Consider the following 20,504-nt stretch of genomic DNA (forward strand, 5'->3'; position numbering starts at 1 on the left):
GAGAACAGGAAGCGTCGATTCTCGGCGCTCTGCGGGGATTCCACAAAGGGATAAAAAGGATGGGTGGCATGATTAAAACTCATGCTCGGGACTTTCTGATAAGTTGAGGCAACCGCGCTATAGGAGGTTTCCCAATGTCTCGTCGTCTCCCTCCCTTGTATGCCCTTCGAGCATTCGAAGCGGCGGCGCGGCATAGTTCGTTTACCCGCGCCGCCGAAGAGTTGTCGATCACACAAAGTGCGGTCAGCCGGCACATTCGTACGCTCGAAGAGCATTTCGCCTGTCGGCTGTTTCATCGCAGCGGGCGCAACCTGCAACTGACCGAATCGGCGCGGCTGATCCTGCCGGGCATTCGCGAAGGCTTCACCGCCCTTGAGCGGGCCTGCAACACCTTGCGCGCCGAGGACGACATCTTGCGCATGAAAGCCCCGTCGACCCTGACCATGCGTTGGCTGTTGGCGCGGCTCAGTCGCTTTCGCCACCTGCGACCGGGGAACGAGGTGCAATTGACCAGCGCCTGGATGGACGTCGATACGGTGGACTTCAACCACGAACCCTTCGACTGCGCCGTCATCCTCAGCAACGGACATTTTCCACCGGACTGGGAGACGACTTTGCTGTTCCCCGAAGAGTTGATTCCGGTGGGCGCGCCGAATCTGCTGAAGGATCAACCGTGGGACGTTGCGCGCCTGGCCAGCACCGAACTGCTGCACCCGACGCCGGACCGCCGTGACTGGCGCAACTGGCTGGAGCGCATGGGCCTGAGCGATCAGGTCTCGCTCAAGGGCGGGCAGGTGTTCGACACCCTGGAACTGGGCATGATCGCTGCCGCCCGTGGCTACGGCGTGTCCATGGGTGATTTGCTGATGGTGGCGGAGGATGTCGCGCAGGGACGTCTGAGTTTGCCGTGGCCGACGGCCGTCGCCAGTGGTGAGAATTATTACCTGGTCTGGCCGAAAACCCGCCCGGGAGGTGAACGTTTGCGCCGGCTCAGCGATTTCCTGCAAGGCGAAGTCCGGGCCATGGAATTACCGGATGTCGAACGCCTGGGTTGAATCGATGGAGCCGCTGCAATGGCAGCCTTGAGCCATATCCCCGTTAATCACTCAAGTATTCGGCTTTGCCGCCGAAAATCTGCTGATGGAACCTTCGTACCAGGCTCCACGTTTTCCCCTCTATCAGAAATTTAGCCGAGTGCGACGGGATCAGGATGATCCGGCCCACTGGGTCAGGAGCTGTCATGTCTCAACCTCGTGCTCGGATTGCCTCACAGCTGGGTCTTGCGCTTGCCGTGATACTGGCGATTGTCATCAGCGGCAGCACCGTGTTTGCCCTGCGCTCGCTGGACGCCGCCAACCTCGCCACCCGCGAAGAGCACCTGGCCAGCGAGGCGCGGCTGCTGGCCGATCAGCTGAGCACGTTCCACGGCACGTTGCGTGAGAGTACCCAGCGCCTCAGCGGCCTGTTCGAGAAGCGCTTCAGCGCCGGTTTGAGCGTGCATCCGGATGAGCCGGTGACCGTGGCGGGCGTGCAGACCCCGGGCCTGCACCTGGGTGGCGAAGTGTTGAACAACAACTTCAAGGAAGTGGATGAGTTCAAGCAAATGACTGCCGGCGTTGCGACGCTGTTCGTGCGCAGTGGCGAAGACTTCATCCGGGTCAGCACGTCCCTGAGCAAACAGGACGGCACCCGGGCCATCGGCACATTGCTGGATCACGCTCACCCGGCTTATGCGCGCTTGATGGCCGGGCAGAGCTACGTCGGTCGCGCCTTGCTCTTCGAACGGTCCTACATGACTCAGTACACCCCCGTACGCGACGGCGGCGGTAAGGTGATTGCCGTGCTGTTCGTAGGATTCGATTACACCGACGCACAGAACGCCCAGTTCGAAAACCTCAAGCGCTTCCGCATCGGCCAGACCGGCTCCCTGGCGTTGCTCGATGAGCAGAACAAATGGCTGGTGCCGATCGCCGGTGTGCAAGCGTTGGACGTGGCAGCACCGGCCATCGTCGGTCTGGCCAAGACACCGGGCAAGGGCGATTTCTGGAGCGACAAGTCGCAAGACTTCTACAGCATTGCCGTACCGTTCGAAGGCGGCCCATGGTCGGTGGTGGCGAGCATGCCGAAAGCGGAAATCCGCGCGGTGACCTGGAGCGTCGGCATTCGTCTGGCCATCGGCAGCCTGTTGGCAATGTTGCTGGCGGTGGGTTCGGCGGTCTGGTTGTTGCGCAGCAAACTGGCGCCGCTGGGGGATCTGGTGCGTCAGGCCGAAGCCTTGGGTGCCGGTGATTTGAGCGTGCGCCTGAACGTGTCGAGCAACGACGAAATCGGTCAGTTGGCCCGCGCTTTCAACCAGATGAGCCAGGCCTTGTCGACCATGGTCGAGCACATTCGTAGAGCCTCGGAAGAGGTCAACAGCCGCGCCCAGGCGTTGTCCGGTCTGTCTGGCGGTGCCTATGAAGGGATGGAGCAGCAGTCCGGCGAAATCACCAGCATGGCCGGCGCCGTGGAAGAATTCAGCGCCACCTCGCTGAACATCGCCGACAACATGGGCAACACCCAGCGCCTGGCGCAGGAAAACGCACAGCAAACCCAGATCGGTCGTACGTCGATGGACGAAGCGTCCTCATCCCTGGAGCAAATCGCCGGTGCGCTGAACAGCACCGCGACGGTAATCAACACCTTGGGTCAGCGCTCCCAGGAAATCGGCGGCATCGTCGGGGTGATCACCGCGATCGCCGAGCAAACCAATTTGCTGGCGCTCAACGCTGCCATCGAAGCCGCCCGTGCCGGTGAACAAGGTCGTGGGTTTGCGGTGGTGGCCGATGAGGTGCGTAACCTCGCCTCACGTACTCGCCAGGCCACTGACGAAATTTCCGGGATGATCCAGAGTATCCAGCAGGAAACCGGCAACGCGATCAGCACCATGGAGCAGGGTAACGTGCTAATGCAGGAAGGCTTGTCGCGCAACGCCAACGTCGCCTCAGCCCTGGCGCGGATCGATGAGCAAAGCCGCTCGGCCGGTCAGCAATTCGCCGCCATCACCACCGCGACCCAGGAGCAAAGCAGCACCGCGACCTTGCTCAGCAGCAACCTGCAAAGCATTGCCTTGGCGAACAGTGAGCAGCGGGAAGTGGTGTCGAACCTGGCAGTGACTGCCAAAGAGCTGGAGAAGCTCGCGGCGGACTTGCGGCAAGAGGTTGATCGGTTCCGCTGAGGCACCTCCGAAACAGCCATCGCGAGCAGGCTCGCGATGGCATCAACTCGATTCTCCGCGTTATCCACAAGCCCCGTATCGACGATCATTTGGCATTTGCCGTCGTGATCTTGATTTTTATGCTTGCTGAAACGTTTCTTCAAGTTTATAAAAATGGCACAACTCCAAGAAAGGCTGCTGCCATGACCCCGCTCAAACTCTTCGTTGCCCTCAGCGCACTGTCCGCTGCTTCCCACGCCATGGCCTGGGATTACGTCCTGCTCGATACCGACAAAGCCGCCCAGAACTGGCAGATCACCAGCCAGCAACTCGGCGTGAAAACCGACAAGCCCTTCTCCGTGACCCTGCGCACCTTGCATGGCGGTCGGCAGGAGGGCGTCAGCATTGTCGACATCGATAACGGCGCGATGAAACTCTCGGTGGTGCCGACTCGCGGCATGAACGTGCTGCAAGCTTCGGTCGGCAATGTGCGCATGGGCTGGGATTCGCCGGTCAAGGAAGTGGTCAACCCGTCCTTCATCGAACTCAACGGCCGCGGTGGCCTGGGCTGGCTGGAAGGTTTCAATGAACTGGTCACCCGCTGCGGCTACGAATGGGTCGGCCATCCCGGCATGGACAATGGCGAGCTGCTGACCCTGCACGGTCGCGCCGCCAACATCCCGGCCAACAAAGTCACCCTGCACATTGATGAAAAACCGCCATACGCCATCAGCCTGCGCGGTGAACTGAAAGAGCAGGCATTCAAGAAAGTCGACTTCTCCGTCGCGACCGAACTGGTTACCGAGCCCGGCAGCGTAGTGTTCACCCTCAACGACACCCTGACCAACAATGGTGATTATCCGAAGGAATACCAGGCGCTGTATCACAGCAACTTCAGCACTCCGTTCCTGGAACAGGGCGCCCGTTTCGCCGCTCCGGTGAAGCAGGTGTCGCCGTTCAACGACAAAGCCAAGGGCGATTTGCCGGACTGGCAAACCTACCGCGCACCGACCAAGGACTACGACGAAACGGTTTACAACGTGGTGCCGTATGCCGATGCCAAGGGCGATACGTTGACCGTGCTGCATGACAAGGCCGGCAGCCTGGGTGTCTCGGTCGGGTTCAACACTCAAACACTGCCGGTGTTCTCCCTGTGGAAAAACACCGATACCCAGGGCCAGGGCTATGTTACGGGGCTGGAGCCGGGAACGAGCTTTTCCTATAACCGCCGGTATCAGCGGCCACTGAACCTGGTGCCGACAATTGCGCCGAAGGAACAGAAGCAGTTCCGTATCAGCTACAGCTTGTTGGCGGATAAGGCGGCTGTGGATAAGGCGTTGAAACGGGTGAGCGAGATTCAGGGCGGGCGCGAGACTGAAGTGCGGCAGACGCCGTTGGTTGATCTGACCAAGGGGTGACACGGACTAGAGCGTTGTTGGCCGATATTGCAGCGCTTCGGCCAAGTGTTCGCGTCTGATCCCGTCGGCTTGTTCAAGGTCCGCCAGCGTGCGCGCGACCTTGAGCAGTCGATGGGCCGCTCGCAACGACAGCGTTAAACGCTCGCAGGCGGATTCCAGCCAGTTTTCATCGGCTGTGGATAATTTACAGTGCCGGCGTAGGCCTGGCAGGTCGAGGAAGGCATTGGCGCAACCCTGGCGTTTGTGTTGCCGCTCTCTTGCATCAGCAACCAACTCGGCGGCGGTGGCTGTATCGTCGCCGGGTTTCAACGCAGGATTCAACGCCGTGGCCTCACGAGCAACCGTCAGGTGCAGATCGATGCGGTCCAGCAGCGGCCCCGACAGTTTGTTGCGATAGCGCTGCACCATGTCCGGCGTGCAGGAACAACGACCACTTGGCTCGCCAAGATATCCACAGGGGCAGGGGTTCATCGCTGCGACCAGTTGAAAGCGCGCCGGAAAGCGTACGCGGTCCTTGGCGCGGGAAATCACGATGTGGCCGGATTCCAGTGGCTCTCTCAATACCTCCAAGACCTTGCGATCAAATTCCGGGAGTTCATCGAGGAACAGCACGCCATGGTGGGCGAGAGTGATTTCACCGGGTTGCGGTTTCGAACCGCCGCCCACCAGTGCGGGGCCTGAAGCGGAGTGGTGGGGCTGTCGGAAGGGACGCTGTGGCCAATGACTCAACGGCACACAACTGGCGACCGATTGAATCGCCGCGACTTCCAGTGCTTCGCTCTCGGCCAATGGCGGTAACAACCCCGGCAGACGACTCGCCAACAACGTTTTCCCCGTCCCCGGCGGACCGCTGAACAGCAGGTTATGAGCCCCCGCCGCTGCAATCAGCAAGGCTCGCTTGGCCGCCAGTTGTCCCTGAACTTCATTCAAGTCGGGATAGGGTTTGCTGGCGTAGAGCAAACCGTTGGAAGCGTAGGGTTCGATGGGCGTGTGACCATTGAAATGCGCGACCGCTTGAAGCAGATGATCCACCGCAATCACCTTCAACCCCGACGCCAGGCAGGCTTCTTCAGCGTTCGCTCGCGGGACTACCAGCGTGCGCCCGGCCTTGCGTGCCGCCAACGCCGCCGGCAACACCCCACGAACCGCCCGCACTGCTCCCGACAGTGCCAGCTCTCCCAGGCACTCCACGTCATCCAGCGTCAACGTCGGCACTTGCACACTGGCCGACAGAATCCCCAAGGCAATCGCCAGATCGAAACGCCCGCCATCCTTCGGCAAATCGGCGGGAGCGAGATTCAAGGTGATGCGCCGCGCTGGAAATTGCAGCCCCGAATTGATGATCGCGCTACGCACCCGATCCTTGCTTTCCTTCACCGCCGCCTCGGGCAGCCCGACCATGGTCAGCGACGGCAAGCCGTTGGCCAGATGCACTTCTACGGTGACGGCGGGCGCATCCACGCCAATCTGGGCGCGGCTGTGGACGATGGAGAGGGACATGGTCGTTCCTTGAGCTGACGGGGAACCGCTTCCTGCGGCTTTTTTAAAGCGTAGTAGGAGAGGGGCGCTTTAACGTGGCAGAAGAGCCGCCAAACTTTCGCAGGATGTTGCTGGGGCCGGTGAGTTGATTCCAGCCAGTTAAGCCATAACACGATCCGTAGCAGCTGGCGGAGCCGGCGTACGGCTGCGCAGCAGTCGTAAAATCAGATCACGCGGTGGATCAGGCAGACCGTACAACTTGGATTTACGACTGCTGCGCAGTCGAACGCAGCCTTCGGCAGCTGCTACAAAGGTTACGTCGCGGCTGGTATTTGGGCGTAATCAACCGAGGAGCTAGATTTCTTTGTAGGACCGGGCCTGGATAGATGAAGGACTTCGGTGAAAGAGTTCGGACGCTCTTGTCGGATCGGGGGGGATGCTTATGATCACAGCTGATCAAGCCCTAAGGAGGGGAGATGAGCAATTCTGGAATGCGGCCGATTCATCCTGGCGAAATCCTTGAAAAGGAGTTTCTAGAGCCTCTGGGCATTACGGCGACTGGTCTGGCTAGCGTGTTGAATGAAGGCACGGGTGAAGTGAGTGCCCTTTTCATGCAGGAGAGAGGTATTAGTCCTGAGCTCACAAAGAAGCTATCGCGCTACCTGAAAACCACGCCCGGATTCTGGTTAAAACTGCAATCGACCTACGATCAGCGCAGGGCCGAAATCGAGCGTGGTTGAGCTTCGGGTACTTAAAAAGACTGCAGCGTCCGCGAAGCATGCTTGAACGATGGTTCCCACGCTCTGCGTGGGAACCACCCCGTGACGCTCTGCGTCACATCTGGAGCGTCCCTGGCGGCATTCCCACGCAGAGCATGGGAACGACCAGGTTACTCGGTGTCAGCAGGTGGATTGAGCTTCGCTTCCAGCTCCGCCACTTTCGCCTCCAGGCTCTCCAACCGGGCGCGGGTCCGGGCCAGTACGACCATCTGGCTGTCGAATTCTTCACGGCTTACCAGGTCCAGCTTGCTGAAGCCGCTCTGAAGCAGGGCCTTGAACTGGCTTTCGATTTCGCTTTTCGGCAGTGGGGTGTCGCCGCTGAAGAGGCGGGAGGCGGTGCCGCTCAGGGCGTCGAGGAAGTCTTTGGGCGCGAGCATGGGAAATGTCCTGTCAACAATGGCGGGCAGTGTACCACGCAGTGTCTATAGTCAATCTCGAAGGCTGGGATGCACGCTTTTCGCGCATGCGAGTGGACAGCCACGCACTGTTGTTGTGCGTAACCGTGGCGTCAATCGGCTGGAGAGGCCTGCGTTAGCGGCCAAGGGCTTGAAATCAATGGCTTTTGGATAGATGGCAAGCTTTCTGCTTAGTCGCTGGTGACCCATGCACTGATGCAGTCGCTGTGACGAATGCAGTGCGCCAAGCGGAACGGGGGAAGTTTCGTGCGGAGTGGTTAGCTGGCGTCGGACGGGCAGGTAAAGCCGACGATGCGTTACAAAGCCAGGCACTGCGCTTAGACTTGAGTCGGGTTTGTTTTCCTGGGGCAAGTCCACCAATTCGGGAGAGAGTTTTCATGAAGCTAGTCACTGCCATCATCAAGCCGTTCAAACTGGACGACGTGCGCGAGTCGCTGTCCGAGATCGGCGTGCAGGGCATTACCGTTACTGAGGTCAAAGGCTTCGGTCGGCAGAAGGGTCACACCGAGCTGTATCGCGGCGCGGAGTACGTGGTCGATTTTCTGCCTAAGGTGAAGATCGATGTCGCCATTGACGACAAGGATCTGGACCGGGTTATCGAGGCGATAACCAAGGCCGCCAACACCGGCAAGATCGGTGACGGCAAGATCTTCGTGGTCAATCTGGAACAGGCGATTCGCATCCGTACCGGCGAAACCGATACCGACGCAATCTAAGCCGCCACAAACCCAACGCCCCAGGAGAAAACAAAATGACTCTGCGTAAATTCGCAGGGCTAGGAGCCCTGTTGTCCATCGTAATGCCTGGCCTGGCCATGGCGGCAGATCCGGTGGCGCCTCCAGTCCTCAATTCCGGCGATACCGCCTGGATGATGACCTCGACAGCCCTTGTGCTGTTCATGACCATCCCCGGCCTCGCGCTGTTCTACGGCGGCATGGTTCGTTCCAAAAACGTTCTTTCGTTGATGATGCAATGCTTCGCCATTACCGGCCTGGTCACCATCCTGTGGTTCCTTTACGGCTACAGCATGGCGTTTGACACAACGGGTATGGAAGCTAACGTCGTCAACCTCAATTCGTTTGTCGGCAGCTTCGCCAAGGCATTCCTCGCCGGCATCACGCCTGCCAGTATTACCGGCCCCGCGGCGCTGTTTCCCGAGGCGGTGTTTGTCACCTATCAGATGACCTTCGCCATCATCACCCCCGCGCTGATCGTCGGTGCTTTCGCCGAGCGGATGAAGTTCTCCGCAATGCTGGTGTTCATGGGGATCTGGTTCACCCTGGTTTACGCGCCGATTGCGCACATGGTCTGGAGCGGTCCGGGTTCGCTGTTGGGCGACTGGGGCGTGCTCGACTTCGCAGGCGGCACCGTGGTGCACATCAACGCCGGTGTGGCCGGGCTGATCGCCTGTCTGGTACTGGGCAAGCGTAAAGGCTTCCCAACCACCCCGATGGCTCCGCACAACCTCGGCTATACCCTGATGGGTGCCGCGATGCTCTGGGTTGGCTGGTTCGGTTTCAACGCCGGTTCCGCTGCCGCAGCCAACGGCACAGCCGGTATGGCCATGCTGGTGACTCAGATCGCTACCGCCGCCGCAGCCTTGGGCTGGATGTTTGCCGAGTGGCTGACCCACGGTAAACCGAGCGCACTGGGTATCGCTTCGGGCGTGGTGGCCGGTCTGGTTGCGATCACTCCGGCGGCGGGTACCGTTGGCCCGATGGGCTCGATGATCATCGGTCTGGCAGCGGGCGTGGTGTGCTTCTTCTGCGCCACGACTCTGAAACGCAAAATGGGTTACGACGACTCCCTCGACGCTTTTGGCGTGCACGGTATCGGCGGTATCCTCGGCGCGATCCTGACGGGTGTGTTCGCTGCACCGTCCCTGGGTGGTTTCGGCACCGTCACCGACATCGCGGCTCAAGTCTGGATTCAGTGCAAAGGCGTGGGCTTCACGGTGATCTACACCGCGATCGTCACCTTCATCATCCTCAAGGTGCTGGACGCTGTCATGGGTCTGCGCATCACCGAGGAAGAAGAAGCAGTCGGCATCGATCTGGCGCTGCACAACGAACGCGGCTACAACTTGTAAGCACGCCTATAAAAAATGCCCGGCTTGCCGGGTATTTTTTTGTCTTGATTTTGTCAGTGAAGGAAAGGCTGAAAGGTTTTTTCATACACGTTCAGGGGCGTTTACAACGGGTGTTTTTCTGCGGCCAATGGCTTACACGATTGAAGGAATATTAGGGCCTTTGTTTTTTCCCAGAGCGCGCTAGAATGCGCCCCGAACGTGCGGAGAACTGTATGTGGCAACAGACTCTGATTACCCTGCGGGCACGGCCCCGGGGCTTTCATCTGGTAACGGACGAGTTACTCGCCGGCTTGCCTGAACTCAAGGCGTGTCGGGTCGGTCTGTTGCATTTGTGGCTACAGCATACCTCGGCGTCGTTGACCATCAACGAGAACGCCGATCCGGCGGTACGTCGCGACTTCGAACGATTTTTCAATCGTCTGATCCCACAAGGAACGGACGACTATGAGCATAACGACGAAGGCCAGGACGACCTCCCGGCGCACTTCAAGGCCAGCGTACTTGGCTGTCAGCTCAGTTTGCCGATCTCGGCAGGCCGACTGGCGTTGGGAACCTGGCAAGGCGTTTATCTGGGCGAGCACCGTGATCATGGCGGTGCCCGTAAAGTCCTCGCCACCGTGCACGGTGAAGGGGAATAAACCGCTGGTCACCAGCGGTGGTTGAATTTTTTCCGGCGGCCTTCGACAGAAGGCAAAGCTGGGCTATAACTAATCTGCTTTTCGCAAGTCATGAGGTAGAACATGAGCGACGATGATCTGGAAAACGACGACCTCGAAGTAGGCGACGACGACGAAACCGAAGAAGGCCTGGAAGCGGCGGCTGAAGACGTCGCTGAAGACGACGGCGGTGATGTGCCCGTTCCGACTGCCAAAGGCAAAGCCAAGGCAGCGGTATCGGTCGATGAGCTGCCGAGCGTTGAAGCCAAGAACAAGGAACGCGATGCCCTGGCCAAGGCCATGGAAGAGTTTCTGGCACGGGGCGGCAAGGTGCAGGAAGTGGAGGCCAATGTGGTCGCCGATCCTCCCAAGAAGCCTGATAACAAGTACGGCAGCCGGCCTATCTAAGCGCCTGCTTCCTGCTTGCTGAAAAAAGCCCGCCGTCGCTGCGGGCTTTTTCATGGGTGAAAATCAAAAGATCGCAGCACCTCAAATATCGACTGAGTTCCAGCGGGCGAGCAGTGCAGGCAACTCGGTCAAACTGCGAATCTCGGCATCCGGCGCCTTCTCGGCTTCCCACACTTTGCCCGCCGGGTTAAACCAGATCGCTCGCAACCCCGCCTGCTGTGCTCCGGCAATGTCATCGCCAGGATGATCGCCGATATGCACCGCGGTTTCGGCGGTCGCGCCGCCCCGTTGCAACGCTTCATGAAACAGTCGCGCATCCGGTTTGGCGATGCCGATGTCTTCGGCGCACAGGGCAAACCTGAAGTAATCCGCCAGGCCCAGTCGGCGCACATCGGCGTTGCCGTTGGTCACTACACCGAGGGCGTAGTGCTTGGCGAGTGTCTCCAGCGTCGGCTCGACTTCGGGGAAAACTTCCAATTGATGCCGGGCATGCAGAAACACTTCAAAACTTTGATCAGCCAGGTCTGAGGCTTGACCATGGTCGTAACCAGCCTCTTCCAGAGCATGAAAAAGCACCCGCCGACGCAGCGCACTGATTCGGTGCTTGAGGTTCGGCTCGTTGCTCAACACCCGCTCGCGAATCGACCACAAATGCTCCACCGGCACCGCGCCCAGGTTCGGCGCATGCTCGGTCAGCCATTCACGCAATATGGCTTCGGCGCTGGCGATTACCGGGGCGGTGTCCCACAGGGTGTCGTCGAGGTCGAAGGTGATCAGTTGGATGGTCATGAATCATCGCCTTTAATGCGTTTGGCCCGTGGATGGGCGCTGTCGTAGACCGTCGCCAGGTGCTGGAAGTCCAGATGGGTGTAGATTTGGGTGGTCTTGATGTCTGAGTGGCCGAGTAGCTCTTGCACGGCGCGCAAGTCCTGAGAGGACTCCAGCAAATGGCTGGCGAAAGAGTGTCGCAACATGTGCGGGTGCAGGTTCTGCCCCAGCTCGCGCTCGCCGGCGGCCTTGACCCGCACCTGAATCGCCCGAGGACCGAGGCGCCGACCTTGCTGGCTGACAAACACTGCGTCGTCCGCCGGGTTGGTCATGGCCCGCAACGGCAGCCACAGTTCCAGTGCTTCGCGAGCCTTTTTACCCACTGGCAACAGCCGGGTCTTGCTGCCTTTACCGAGGACCTGGACCATGCCGTCAGCCAGGTCCAGCTGATCGAGGTTGAGCCCGGTCAGTTCGGAAAGGCGCAAGCCGGAGGAGTAGAACAACTCCAGAATCGCCTGATCCCGACGGGCCAGAAAATCATCCTCCACCGCGCCTTCCAGCAGTTGCAGCGCACGGTCGGTGTCGAGGGTTTTCGGCAGACGACGCTCGCCTTTGGGCGGTGCCAGGCCGTTGGCCGGATCGTGGTCGCACAGGCCTTCGCGGTTCAGATAATGATAGAGCCCGCGCACCGCCGACAGTAGCCGTGCCAGGCTGCGGGACGATTGGCCTTGTGCATGCAAGCGGGCGATCAGGCTGCGCAGCCGCTGGATATCCAGTGCGGCCCAGCTGCCGATGTTCTGTTTGACGCACCAGCCAAGCACTTTATCGAGGTCGCGGCGGTAGGCGTACAGCGTATGCGGCGACACTTGCCGCTCACTGCGCAGGTGTTCGCAGTAAGCGTCCAGTTGCCGTTCCACGATCATCGTACCGAGCGCAGGGAGTTGTTGACCCGTGGCAGTACGCGACCCATGACTTCGGCGATGTAGCTGAGGAACAATGTGCCCACCGAACTCTTGTAGTGCTGCGGATCGCGGCTGGCGATGGCCAGAACACCGTGGATGCCTTGGTGGCTGATGGCGACGACGGCGGTGGAGCCGATCTGCTTGCGCTGTTCTTCGCCGAACAGGAAGTCCAGTTCATGCTCACGCAGGCTGCCGCAGACGCTCTTGTCTTCCGAGAGCAGGCCGCCGATGGCCGTCTGTGCGTCGGCGTGGGTGACCCAGCGGCCTACCGGCATCGGGTTGTCGCCCAGCAGGATCAGGCTGACGAAGGGCACCTGAAAGTCCTGGCGCAGGCTGTCTTCGACGCCGATCACCACGTCTTCCAGGCTGGTCGCATCCATCAACGTGAGAATCAGACGGCGGGTCTTGTCGAACAGGCGATCGTTGTCGCGGGCCACGTCCATCAAGTGCGAGAGACGATGACGCAACTCGATGTTGCGATCGCGCAGAATTGTCATCTGGCGTTCGACCAGCGAAATGGTGTCGCCGCGCTGGTGCGGAATGCGCAGGGCCGGGAGCAGTTCTTCATGCTCGATGAAGAAATCCGGATGAGCCTCCAGGTACGCGGCAATCGCCGCCGCCTCAAGGCTTTCGGAAGGGGATTCGTCGGGCTGTAGGGCGGGAACCTGGGGCTTGTCGGTCATGGATTTCGCTCACTCAAAGACGCACTTGTCCTTCGTATACGCGTACTGCCGGGCCGGTCATCATGACCGGTTGGCCAGGGCCTGCCCATTCAATGGACAGGCGCCCGCCGGGCAGGTCGATCAATAGCGGCGAATCCATCCACCCCTGGCTGATCGCGGCCACCGCGGCAGCACAAGCGCCGGTTCCGCAGGCCTGGGTTTCCCCGGCCCCGCGTTCCCAGACGCGCAACTGCGCGCGGTTCCGGTCGATGACCTGGAGAAAACCGACATTGACCCGTGCCGGAAAGCGCGGGTGATGTTCGATTTTCGGCCCCAGTTCATGCACCGGTGCTTTGTTGATGTCGTTGACCCGCAACACGGCATGGGGGTTGCCCATGGACACCGCAGCCAGTTCGACCATGGTGCCGTCGACGTCGACCTGATAGCTCAGGGCCTGGCTTGGGGCTTCGAACGGAATCTCGGCCGGCACCAGGCGCGGGGCGCCCATGTTAACGCTGATCTGGCCATCGTTGCGGATGTCCAGTTCGATGATGCCGCTTTTGGTCTCGACGCGAATCTGCCGCTTGGCGGTCAGGCGCTTGTCGAGCACGAAGCGGGCGAAGCATCGAGCGCCGTTACCGCACTGTTCCACTTCGGAGCCGTCGGCGTTGAAGATCCGATAGCGGAAATCCACGTCCGGGTTGCTGGGCGCCTCGACGATCAGCAACTGGTCGAACCCGATGCCGGTGTGCCGATCGCCCCATTGCTTGGCATGCTTGGGCAGAATGTGCGCGTGCTGGCTGACCAGGTCGAGAACCATGAAGTCATTGCCCAGGCCGTGCATCTTGGTAAAACGCAGCAGCATGGGGTTACTCCGGCAGCAGGCTTTCGCCAGCAAACAACTCGGCTACCGTCTCGCGGCGACGCACTTCGATTGCCTGATCACCGTCCACCAACACTTCAGCGGCGCGGCCGCGAGTGTTGTAGTTGGAACTCATGACAAACCCGTAGGCGCCGGCCGAATGCACGGCCAGCAGGTCGCCTTCTTCCAGCGCCAGTTGACGATCCTTGGCCAGGAAGTCGCCGGTTTCGCAGATCGGGCCGACGATGTCGTAGGCACGCGCGGCGGTATCGCGAGGGCGCACGGCGGTAACGTCCATCCAGGCCTGGTACAGCGCCGGGCGGATCAGGTCGTTCATGGCCGCATCGACGATGGCGAAGTCTTTGTGTTCGGTGTGCTTGAGGTACTCGACCTGGGTCAGCAGCACGCCGGCGTTGGCAACGATGAAGCGGCCTGGCTCGAACACCAGCGCCAGGTCACGACCGTCGAGACGTTCGCGCACGGCCTTGATGTAGTCGGCGGCCAATGGCGGCTCTTCATCGCGATAACGCACGCCCAGACCGCCACCCAGATCGATGTGGCGCAGGTAGATGCCGCAATCGCCGAGGCGGTCGACCAGGCCCAGCAGGCGGTCGAGGGCATCGATGAAGGGCGGCAGGGTGGTCAGTTGCGAGCCGATGTGGCAATCGACGCCGACCACTTCCAGGTTAGGCAGTTGCGCGGCGCGGACGTACACGTCTTCGGCGTCGGCGATGGCGATGCCGAACTTGTTTTCTTTGAGGCCGGTGGAAATGTACGGGTGCGTGCCGGCATCGACGTCCGGGTTGACGCGCAGCGAGATCGGCGCGCGAACGCCCAGCTCGGCGGCGACTACTTGCAGACGCTCGAGCTCGTCGGTGGATTCGACGTTGAAGCAGTGCACGCCGACTTCCAGGGCGCGACGCATGTCGTCACGGGTCTTGCCGACACCGGAGAACACGATCTTTTCGGGGCTGCCGCCAGCGGCCAGTACACGCTCCAGCTCGCCACGGGAAACGATGTCGAAACCGGCGCCCAAACGGGCCAGGACATTCAGTACACCCAGGTTGGAGTTGGCCTTGACCGCAAAGCAGACCAGGTGAGACGTGCCGGCCAGCGCATCGGCGTAAGCCAGGTACTGGGCTTCGATGTGGGCACGGGAGTAGACGTAGGTCGGTGTACCAAAGCGTTCGGCGATGGCGGACAGGGCAACACCTTCCGCGAACAGCTCACCGTCACGGTAGTTAAAAGCGTCCATGGCGTTCCCTTATTGGTAGACGTCGTGTTTGTGTGCTTTCGACGGAGACTGTTGCGACGACTTGGCCTGCTCTGCAGGATCCTGGCTGTCATCGGGCAGGTACAGCGGGCCTTTTTGACCACAGGCCGATACCAGGCAGGCAACCGCGACGAGCGCAGCAAGGGAAGAGATCAGGCGCTTCATGGCGAAATCCTTGAAAATGCGTTAATTGCGCCGGAGTATACCGGCCACCCGGCAGCTTGCCTATGTGACGCGGCTCCCGTCCGGCGGGCCTTTGACTGTGGCGCAGTAACTTGTCCTGCGTTGCGCAGGGATATTTCGTACCGCACCTCGTCCTTGGTGGTTATTCTTTGCAATCATCGGGGCTCGCCCGTATCTTGCGGCGCTTGAGCGTGAGTAGACACTTTTTGAGGTTCCCGTAATGAGTTTGACTGAAGCCCGTTTTCACGACCTGGTCGATGCCACCCAGCAGACGCTGGAGGATATTTTCGATGAGAGTGACCTGGATATCGATCTGGAGAGCTCGGCCGGTGTGCTCACCGTCAAGTTCGAAAACGGCAGCCAGTTGATCTTCAGTCGTCAGGAGCCGTTGCGGCAATTGTGGTTGGCGGCGGTGTCGGGTGGCTTCCACTTCGACTACGACGAAGAGAGCAAGCGCTGGATGTGTGACAAGAGCGACGAGCAACTGGGTGAGATGCTCGAGCGCATCGTCAAGCAGCAAGCCGACGTCGAACTCGAATTCGAAGGTCTGTGAGATCGTGACCCAGCCTGCGCCCGTTCGCCCGCCCAAACCGCTCTATAGCAACGTCAGCCCGGCAGTGCCTTCGCCGTGCAGCGGTGTGTGCCGGCTGGATGAGCAGAAGGTTTGCCTGGGGTGTTTTCGGCATGTCGAAGATATCCGCGAATGGCGCTCGGCCGATGATGAGCGGCGGCGGGTGATTTGTGCGCAGGCTGTACAACGCAAGATCTTGGCTTAAGGGCTTTTGTGGCGAGGGGGCTTGCCCCCGTTCGGCTGCGCAGCAGTCGTAAGCTTTTTGGGGCCGCTTCGCGACCCAACGGGGGCAAGCCCCCTCGCTACATCGCTCCCTCGCCACAATGGTCAGCGCTGGGCCGTGGTCGCCCCCGGCTTGTTTATTTATTGAGCTGTGATAGTGTCCAGATACGCCTCAACCCATCGAGGCTCGTGAAAACCCCGCCTTTTTCTGGCGGGGTTTTGCTTTTTTCGTGCAGAAGAAAGGAGTCTGCCCTGATCATGACCGCACCTTCCATCACCCTTACCCGTCTGGACGTGCAACGTCTGGAGCGCCTGATCGACAGCCTGGATGACTCGCTGCCGGGCGTTATCGCGCTGCAAACCGAACTGGATCGCGCCGATACCCTGGTCGGTCACGAAGAGGTGCCGGCCGATGTCGTGACCATGAATTCTAAAGTGCATTGCCGCGAAGAAAGCAGTGGCAAGGACTACCACCTGACCCTGGTCTACCCCAAGGATGCCAACGCCGACGAAGGCAGGATTTCCATTCTGGCGCCGGTGGGCAGTGCGTTGCTCGGCCTGAAGGTTGGCCAGCACATCGACTGGCCGGCACCGGGTGGCAAGACCCTCAAACTGACCCTGCTGGAAGTTGAATCGCAGCCTGCCAATGGCGGCGCGTTCCCGGAATGAACCCCTCAGACCTGCTCGAGCGCCTCGTTCAATGCGCGCTCCAGGTCGGCCTTGTAGCGCAAATACAGATTGCTTGAACTCTGACCATCACCGAGCAGGCCCGACAGGTCCAGGTCGGTGATGTAGCAGCGATAGCGTTCGGTCTCGCGGCGCTGTTCGACGATTTCCCGGGCGACCACGCTGAACAGTTGGTCGCCATGTTCCAGCTCTGAAAATTCCCGCTGATTGCAATACAACGTGACTTGCACCTGTCCCGGTGCGGCTTTGCCGACGATCGCCTGCACGTCATAGAACGGTTTGTTGACCGGGGTTTGCGGCGCCGGTCGGGCTTCGACCCGACGCGCCCGCGCGGTGCCTGAAGGCAATAACTGGTAATACAAAGTCTCCAGGCTCAGCGGCTGGGCGGCGTCCATCGGTAGCAAGGCGTCGCGCCGGTACTGGATCGATTGCAGGAAACGTTGCAGCGGCACCAGCAGGCTTTGTTCGTCGTGATAGGGCAAGCGTTGTTGCCACAAGGCATTGAACTCATCCAGTACGTACAGATCGGCCTGGTGTTCGTTGATCCGGTAGAACACCTGAACGCAGTCGGGTTGCCCCATGGGCAGGATCAGCGCCAGGTCGTGGTCTTCCAGTGCCATCGGGTCCAGATGCAGCGGGCTGTAGCTGGCCAGCTCTTCGCCAAGGTAGTCAAACAGCGCCGGCAGCGTGGCGAGGGCAACGTGATTGACCTGGCCGGGCACCAGCTCCAGCACGTGGTAATGCTGCTGGACCTGAATCAGGTAGCGATGATTGAGTTTGCTCAGCAGCAGGTTTTGCGCGGTATCGAGAACTTCTTCGACTCGTCGGGCTATGAATTGCGCGCGGTTGTGGCAGAAGCAACGTACCCGCAGCTTGGGCTGCTGTGGCCCGTCCGGCAGGTTGTTGAGGTAATCGCGCAGGCAGTCGAGCAGGGCATGGGGACCGTCAAAGCGGCTGACCAGCACCTCGTTCCAGCTGTTTAGCGTGACCTGATCCAGGGTCAGCACCAGATTTTCCCGCACGCCGGCGTAGCTCAGGGAATCGGTGCGCTCGGTGGTCATCAGGATGTTCATGTCGCGATGGTGCTTGAGCGGATCGACGCCGACGTTCACCAGAATCAGTATTTCGCTCGGCACGCTGGCGCGCAGCAAAGGCTCTTCGGCGACGGTGGTCAGGGGCAGGGCGATGCTTTGCTGCAGGCTGCCGAGCAGGTTGAACAGTTCGAACTCGCTCAAGTCGCTGGTGCCGGGGTGCAGGGCCAGGCGGGTGCTGCTGTCGATCACGCCGTTACGGTGACACCAGGTGAGCAGTTCGAGTAACTGGCGGCTGCGCTTGATCGGCGCGAAATGCTCCCACTCATGAGCGGTCAGGCTGCCGTTGTACAAACCCCATTGGGTTTGCCCCGGCTCTCTCTTGTTCGGGGCCTGCACCAGCGTCAGGGTGTCTTCGGCCAGATCGGGGGCGATGCCCGGGTTGATGCATTCGACCTTGTCGGCCTTGCGCTCGAAGGCCGCGTACAACCGCCGGCCCAGCACATTGAGGTCGCGCTTGTTGATCAGGCTGACGGTCTGCTCGTTACGGGCAAACTGTGTCAGGAAGCGGTAGCTGTAATTCAGTTCGCCGACCAAGGCACGGCGCTCGGCGCTGACCTGGCGGACTTTCCACTGGCTGCGGCTGTCGAGCAACGCCAACTGACGCTGATCCCAATGCCATTCGTGGGCCAGACGTTCGAGCAGCGAACGCTGCCAGCTCTGGGTGCGACCGCTGCTGCCGGTGAGCTTGCGATTGACCTTCAGGTACAGCGCACGACGTACCAGTTCGAGCCGCTCCGGTTCGCCCCGAGCCGTGAGGTATTCCTCGATGCGCCGGTAAACCACCATGTACGGGTCCAGTTCATCGAGGTCCAGTCGATTGGCAAACACCGCCTGTTTGAAACGCAGGCTCAGGCAGTGGACTTTCGGGTGTTCACTGGCGTAGACCTCGGTCAGCAGCAGTTTGAGCACTGATTTGTAGGGCGATTCGATGCCTTTGAACAGCTGCCAGAGCCCGGCACCGATGAACTCCCCGGGAGGGATGTACGCCAGATGCCCCAGGTCCAGGGTTTCGTCGGCACGGATGAAACGCTTGGAAAGCAGCGTGTGGGTGTAACGGTCGTACGCAGCCTCTTCGTAGACCGGCACCAGCCACCAGATGGGGGTGCGTCCGGCCAGCCAGATCGCGGTTCGATAGAACTCGTCCAGCAGCAGATAGTGCTGGGTGGTGCCACAGTCTTCCGAGCTCAACTGCGTATCGCGCTCGCCGAGCACGAAGCGGGCCGGGTCGATCAGGAAAAAGTGCGCCTCGGCGCCCTGGCTGGCGGCCCAGACTTCCAGCAACTGGCATTTCTTGCGCAGTTCAGCGAGCTCGCATTCGCTCAGGTCCGGCCCATGACAGACCCACACGTCCATGTCGCTCTGATCGGCCTGGGCCAGAGTGCCGAGGCTGCCCATCAGGAACAGGCCGTGAATGGGGCGCGGCGGATTGCTGCCGTGGCGCGGTTTGTAGGAAAACGAGCGGGTCAGGCGCTGGGCTTCGGCGAGGGTGTTGGTGTCGGGGTCGTAATTCGACAGGCCGGCCGGGGTGCTACCCGAAACGTAACCCGGCAATAGCGGATGATTGACGTGGAAAAACAGCGGCAGCAGGGTCAGCACCGTTTGCTGGCGGGTCGACAACCCTTCCATCGCACGGGCCATGCGACCCTCGTTGAGCTTCAGGAAACGGGCGCGCAGCTGGCTGAGAACCTTGCGATCGATTCCCTCGTCCAGATCGGGGCGGATTTCATGGGTGCGGGTCATGTCAGCTCAATCCGGCTCGCGGGGCTCGGACGCAGGAGGGCTCAGGGTGAGGGGCAGTTTAGCGCCTCGGCCCCGGGACTTTTAAGCTGATTTTGTTTTCCTGGCGTCAGATTTCTATCGTTTGGCGACGGCAGGTCACAGGGCCAGTCATCAAGTGTGCCCGCGGAAATCCCGTGACAGAGCTTTCCGTGGGCTATGCAGTGATGCTCAGGCTGTTTCCCGCACGGACAGAATGGTGAGAACGGTTTGCACGTTTTGTGCGGCGTCACGCCCCAGGCTGGTCAGATAACCGCCATCGGGCTGGGTGATCAATTCTTTGTCGAACAGTCTTTGTGCGGCGGCAATGGCTTTCGGGGCAGCGGTCTGATGAATTTTCAAACCTTCCTGGGAACTGTCCAGGTTGAAGAGTGCGAGGATTTCCAGTTCGGCAACCAACTCAGGGGTAAGCGACATAAGGACTCCAGACTTTCTAGGAATTAGACGATAGCGCCCCTAAGGTGAACCCGTCGGTGAGGCATGTCCAGTGCTGGCAACAGGGTTTTTCTCCCCGAGAGGCATTCCCCGGAGGGTGATAAGGACAGCGGGGGTGGTTTCTGTAGGAGCGAGCGCGCTCCTACAGGGGGAGGGCGGGGTTATTGCTTTTCCGGCGGCAACTCTGGCAGTGCGCGCAGCGCCGTTTCATACCATTCGGTGTCGAATGCACGGTCCTCATCGAGCATAGCGTCGATCTCGTAGGCCAGCACATGGGCCATCAGGTTGAGGATTTCTTCACGCTCGTAACCCACCAGGGTCAGCTTGTTGAAGGTTGCCTTGGCCGCTGGCGGGTTGTCGCTTTCGATCTGGTTTTCGATTGCTTCGATCAGCGTCGTTTCGGCGAATTCTTCTTCGTCGTTGTCGATGTCGTTTGGCTCGCTCATGGCAGGCTCCTCAAGGAAAGGCGGCCAGTTTACCTGCATTCAGCATTGTGATGCTGCTGGCAAGAAGTGCCTGGGCGTTCTATAACTGGCGCTGCCAACCCCCTGCACGGCCTGGAGGCTAT

At 60.4% G+C, this 20,504-nt stretch carries 22 protein-coding genes; 11 read left to right on the plus strand and 11 right to left on the minus strand.

The window, feature by feature from the left end; genetic code table 11:
* Positions 1 to 134: 134 nt before the first annotated feature.
* The 3 genes from AC1DQM_RS10210 to AC1DQM_RS10220 all read left to right on the plus strand — a co-directional run bounded on the left by AC1DQM_RS10210 (position 135) and on the right by AC1DQM_RS10220 (position 4,614).
* On the plus strand, positions 135 to 1,055 hold the full coding sequence (locus AC1DQM_RS10210) for a LysR substrate-binding domain-containing protein (protein ID WP_019580487.1): 921 nt from the start codon (positions 135 to 137) through the stop codon (positions 1,053 to 1,055).
* A 185-nt stretch (positions 1,056 to 1,240) separates the two neighbouring features.
* Positions 1,241 to 3,217 (plus strand): methyl-accepting chemotaxis protein, encoded by a 1,977-nt coding sequence (locus tag AC1DQM_RS10215; RefSeq protein WP_477746128.1) that lies wholly within the window; start codon positions 1,241 to 1,243, stop codon positions 3,215 to 3,217.
* 182 nt (positions 3,218 to 3,399) lie between these two features.
* Entirely contained in the window at positions 3,400 to 4,614 is a 1,215-nt protein-coding gene (locus AC1DQM_RS10220; RefSeq protein ID WP_019650114.1) for an aldose 1-epimerase family protein, read from the plus strand.
* A 6-nt stretch (positions 4,615 to 4,620) separates the two neighbouring features.
* On the opposite strand, the gene AC1DQM_RS10225 is transcribed toward AC1DQM_RS10220, so the two are convergent.
* Positions 4,621 to 6,114, minus strand: coding sequence for a YifB family Mg chelatase-like AAA ATPase (locus AC1DQM_RS10225; RefSeq protein WP_018927518.1), 1,494 nt, complete (start codon positions 6,112 to 6,114; stop codon positions 4,621 to 4,623).
* A gap of 455 nt (positions 6,115 to 6,569) precedes the next feature.
* Here AC1DQM_RS10225 and AC1DQM_RS10230 point away from each other — a divergent pair, with 455 nt between their 5' ends.
* Positions 6,570 to 6,833, plus strand: a complete 264-nt coding sequence (locus AC1DQM_RS10230) for a HigA family addiction module antitoxin (RefSeq protein WP_477746129.1) — start codon at positions 6,570 to 6,572, stop codon at positions 6,831 to 6,833.
* A gap of 149 nt (positions 6,834 to 6,982) precedes the next feature.
* On the opposite strand, the gene AC1DQM_RS10235 is transcribed toward AC1DQM_RS10230, so the two are convergent.
* The gene (locus tag AC1DQM_RS10235; protein ID WP_237885082.1) at positions 6,983 to 7,249 is read right to left on the minus strand and encodes an accessory factor UbiK family protein; all 267 of its coding nucleotides are present in this window, start codon (positions 7,247 to 7,249) and stop codon (positions 6,983 to 6,985) included.
* A gap of 416 nt (positions 7,250 to 7,665) precedes the next feature.
* Between AC1DQM_RS10235 and glnK the strand changes: the two genes are divergently transcribed.
* The 4 genes from glnK to sutA all read left to right on the plus strand — a co-directional run bounded on the left by glnK (position 7,666) and on the right by sutA (position 10,441).
* Entirely contained in the window at positions 7,666 to 8,004 is a 339-nt protein-coding gene (gene glnK / locus AC1DQM_RS10240) for a P-II family nitrogen regulator (RefSeq protein ID WP_002555808.1), read from the plus strand.
* A 35-nt stretch (positions 8,005 to 8,039) separates the two neighbouring features.
* Positions 8,040 to 9,377, plus strand: coding sequence for an ammonium transporter (locus AC1DQM_RS10245; protein WP_018927528.1), 1,338 nt, complete (start codon positions 8,040 to 8,042; stop codon positions 9,375 to 9,377).
* Between the two features lie 212 nt (positions 9,378 to 9,589).
* Entirely contained in the window at positions 9,590 to 10,015 is a 426-nt protein-coding gene (locus tag AC1DQM_RS10250) for a secondary thiamine-phosphate synthase enzyme YjbQ (RefSeq protein WP_018927529.1), read from the plus strand.
* Positions 10,016 to 10,117: 102 nt separating this feature from the next.
* The gene (gene sutA / locus AC1DQM_RS10255; protein WP_018927530.1) at positions 10,118 to 10,441 is read left to right on the plus strand and encodes a transcriptional regulator SutA; all 324 of its coding nucleotides are present in this window, start codon (positions 10,118 to 10,120) and stop codon (positions 10,439 to 10,441) included.
* Positions 10,442 to 10,522: 81 nt separating this feature from the next.
* Here the strand turns inward: sutA and AC1DQM_RS10260 are convergent, their stop codons facing one another.
* The 6 genes from AC1DQM_RS10260 to lptM are packed head-to-tail and all read right to left on the minus strand — an operon-like array spanning position 10,523 to position 15,133.
* Positions 10,523 to 11,230 (minus strand): HAD family hydrolase, encoded by a 708-nt coding sequence (locus AC1DQM_RS10260; protein ID WP_019650117.1) that lies wholly within the window; start codon positions 11,228 to 11,230, stop codon positions 10,523 to 10,525.
* Positions 11,227 to 12,126, minus strand: coding sequence for a tyrosine recombinase XerC (gene xerC / locus AC1DQM_RS10265; protein WP_018927532.1), 900 nt, complete (start codon positions 12,124 to 12,126; stop codon positions 11,227 to 11,229). The genes AC1DQM_RS10260 and xerC overlap by 4 nt, the downstream gene beginning before the upstream one ends.
* A gap of 2 nt (positions 12,127 to 12,128) precedes the next feature.
* Positions 12,129 to 12,854, minus strand: a complete 726-nt coding sequence (locus AC1DQM_RS10270) for a DUF484 family protein (protein ID WP_007941280.1) — start codon at positions 12,852 to 12,854, stop codon at positions 12,129 to 12,131.
* Positions 12,855 to 12,867: 13 nt separating this feature from the next.
* Complete coding sequence (dapF, locus tag AC1DQM_RS10275) at positions 12,868 to 13,698, minus strand: diaminopimelate epimerase (RefSeq protein WP_018927533.1); 831 nt, start codon at positions 13,696 to 13,698, stop codon at positions 12,868 to 12,870.
* 4 nt (positions 13,699 to 13,702) lie between these two features.
* The gene (lysA, locus tag AC1DQM_RS10280; protein WP_018927534.1) at positions 13,703 to 14,950 is read right to left on the minus strand and encodes a diaminopimelate decarboxylase; all 1,248 of its coding nucleotides are present in this window, start codon (positions 14,948 to 14,950) and stop codon (positions 13,703 to 13,705) included.
* 9 nt (positions 14,951 to 14,959) lie between these two features.
* The gene (lptM, locus tag AC1DQM_RS10285) at positions 14,960 to 15,133 is read right to left on the minus strand and encodes an LPS translocon maturation chaperone LptM (protein WP_007941283.1); all 174 of its coding nucleotides are present in this window, start codon (positions 15,131 to 15,133) and stop codon (positions 14,960 to 14,962) included.
* Positions 15,134 to 15,371: 238 nt separating this feature from the next.
* Between lptM and cyaY the strand changes: the two genes are divergently transcribed.
* The 3 genes from cyaY to rnk all read left to right on the plus strand — a co-directional run bounded on the left by cyaY (position 15,372) and on the right by rnk (position 16,613).
* Complete coding sequence (gene cyaY / locus AC1DQM_RS10290) at positions 15,372 to 15,704, plus strand: iron donor protein CyaY (RefSeq protein WP_019580500.1); 333 nt, start codon at positions 15,372 to 15,374, stop codon at positions 15,702 to 15,704.
* 4 nt (positions 15,705 to 15,708) lie between these two features.
* On the plus strand, positions 15,709 to 15,927 hold the full coding sequence (locus AC1DQM_RS10295; protein WP_081625749.1) for a DUF1289 domain-containing protein: 219 nt from the start codon (positions 15,709 to 15,711) through the stop codon (positions 15,925 to 15,927).
* A gap of 275 nt (positions 15,928 to 16,202) precedes the next feature.
* Positions 16,203 to 16,613 carry a nucleoside diphosphate kinase regulator gene (gene rnk, locus AC1DQM_RS10300; RefSeq protein WP_007941285.1) on the plus strand — a complete coding sequence of 137 codons (411 nt, stop codon included), beginning with the start codon at positions 16,203 to 16,205 and terminating at the stop codon, positions 16,611 to 16,613.
* Between the two features lie 5 nt (positions 16,614 to 16,618).
* On the opposite strand, the gene AC1DQM_RS10305 is transcribed toward rnk, so the two are convergent.
* The 3 genes from AC1DQM_RS10305 to AC1DQM_RS10315 all read right to left on the minus strand — a co-directional run bounded on the left by AC1DQM_RS10305 (position 16,619) and on the right by AC1DQM_RS10315 (position 20,382).
* The gene (locus AC1DQM_RS10305; protein ID WP_111453035.1) at positions 16,619 to 19,465 is read right to left on the minus strand and encodes a class I adenylate cyclase; all 2,847 of its coding nucleotides are present in this window, start codon (positions 19,463 to 19,465) and stop codon (positions 16,619 to 16,621) included.
* A gap of 207 nt (positions 19,466 to 19,672) precedes the next feature.
* Positions 19,673 to 19,918, minus strand: a complete 246-nt coding sequence (locus AC1DQM_RS10310) for a TIGR02647 family protein (RefSeq protein ID WP_007894898.1) — start codon at positions 19,916 to 19,918, stop codon at positions 19,673 to 19,675.
* Positions 19,919 to 20,097: 179 nt separating this feature from the next.
* Positions 20,098 to 20,382 carry a hypothetical protein gene (locus AC1DQM_RS10315; RefSeq protein ID WP_018927538.1) on the minus strand — a complete coding sequence of 95 codons (285 nt, stop codon included), beginning with the start codon at positions 20,380 to 20,382 and terminating at the stop codon, positions 20,098 to 20,100.
* Between the last annotated feature and the right edge of the window lie 122 nt (positions 20,383 to 20,504).

The organism is Pseudomonas sp. 01L34 (genome assembly GCF_056400265.1).

Coding starts and splice junctions, on each gene's coding strand:
- AC1DQM_RS10210 (WP_019580487.1), top strand. CDS start 135: ATGTCTCGTCGTCTCCCTCCCTTGTATGCCCTTCGAGCATTCGAAGCG.
- AC1DQM_RS10215 (WP_477746128.1), top strand. CDS start 1,241: ATGTCTCAACCTCGTGCTCGGATTGCCTCACAGCTGGGTCTTGCGCTT.
- AC1DQM_RS10220 (WP_019650114.1), top strand. CDS start 3,400: ATGACCCCGCTCAAACTCTTCGTTGCCCTCAGCGCACTGTCCGCTGCT.
- AC1DQM_RS10225 (WP_018927518.1), bottom strand. CDS start 6,114: ATGTCCCTCTCCATCGTCCACAGCCGCGCCCAGATTGGCGTGGATGCG.
- AC1DQM_RS10230 (WP_477746129.1), top strand. CDS start 6,570: ATGAGCAATTCTGGAATGCGGCCGATTCATCCTGGCGAAATCCTTGAA.
- AC1DQM_RS10235 (WP_237885082.1), bottom strand. CDS start 7,249: ATGCTCGCGCCCAAAGACTTCCTCGACGCCCTGAGCGGCACCGCCTCC.
- glnK (WP_002555808.1), top strand. CDS start 7,666: ATGAAGCTAGTCACTGCCATCATCAAGCCGTTCAAACTGGACGACGTG.
- AC1DQM_RS10245 (WP_018927528.1), top strand. CDS start 8,040: ATGACTCTGCGTAAATTCGCAGGGCTAGGAGCCCTGTTGTCCATCGTA.
- AC1DQM_RS10250 (WP_018927529.1), top strand. CDS start 9,590: ATGTGGCAACAGACTCTGATTACCCTGCGGGCACGGCCCCGGGGCTTT.
- sutA (WP_018927530.1), top strand. CDS start 10,118: ATGAGCGACGATGATCTGGAAAACGACGACCTCGAAGTAGGCGACGAC.
- AC1DQM_RS10260 (WP_019650117.1), bottom strand. CDS start 11,230: ATGACCATCCAACTGATCACCTTCGACCTCGACGACACCCTGTGGGAC.
- AC1DQM_RS10270 (WP_007941280.1), bottom strand. CDS start 12,854: ATGACCGACAAGCCCCAGGTTCCCGCCCTACAGCCCGACGAATCCCCT.
- dapF (WP_018927533.1), bottom strand. CDS start 13,698: ATGCTGCTGCGTTTTACCAAGATGCACGGCCTGGGCAATGACTTCATG.
- lysA (WP_018927534.1), bottom strand. CDS start 14,950: ATGGACGCTTTTAACTACCGTGACGGTGAGCTGTTCGCGGAAGGTGTT.
- lptM (WP_007941283.1), bottom strand. CDS start 15,133: ATGAAGCGCCTGATCTCTTCCCTTGCTGCGCTCGTCGCGGTTGCCTGC.
- cyaY (WP_019580500.1), top strand. CDS start 15,372: ATGAGTTTGACTGAAGCCCGTTTTCACGACCTGGTCGATGCCACCCAG.
- rnk (WP_007941285.1), top strand. CDS start 16,203: ATGACCGCACCTTCCATCACCCTTACCCGTCTGGACGTGCAACGTCTG.
- AC1DQM_RS10305 (WP_111453035.1), bottom strand. CDS start 19,465: ATGACCCGCACCCATGAAATCCGCCCCGATCTGGACGAGGGAATCGAT.
- AC1DQM_RS10310 (WP_007894898.1), bottom strand. CDS start 19,918: ATGTCGCTTACCCCTGAGTTGGTTGCCGAACTGGAAATCCTCGCACTC.
- AC1DQM_RS10315 (WP_018927538.1), bottom strand. CDS start 20,382: ATGAGCGAGCCAAACGACATCGACAACGACGAAGAAGAATTCGCCGAA.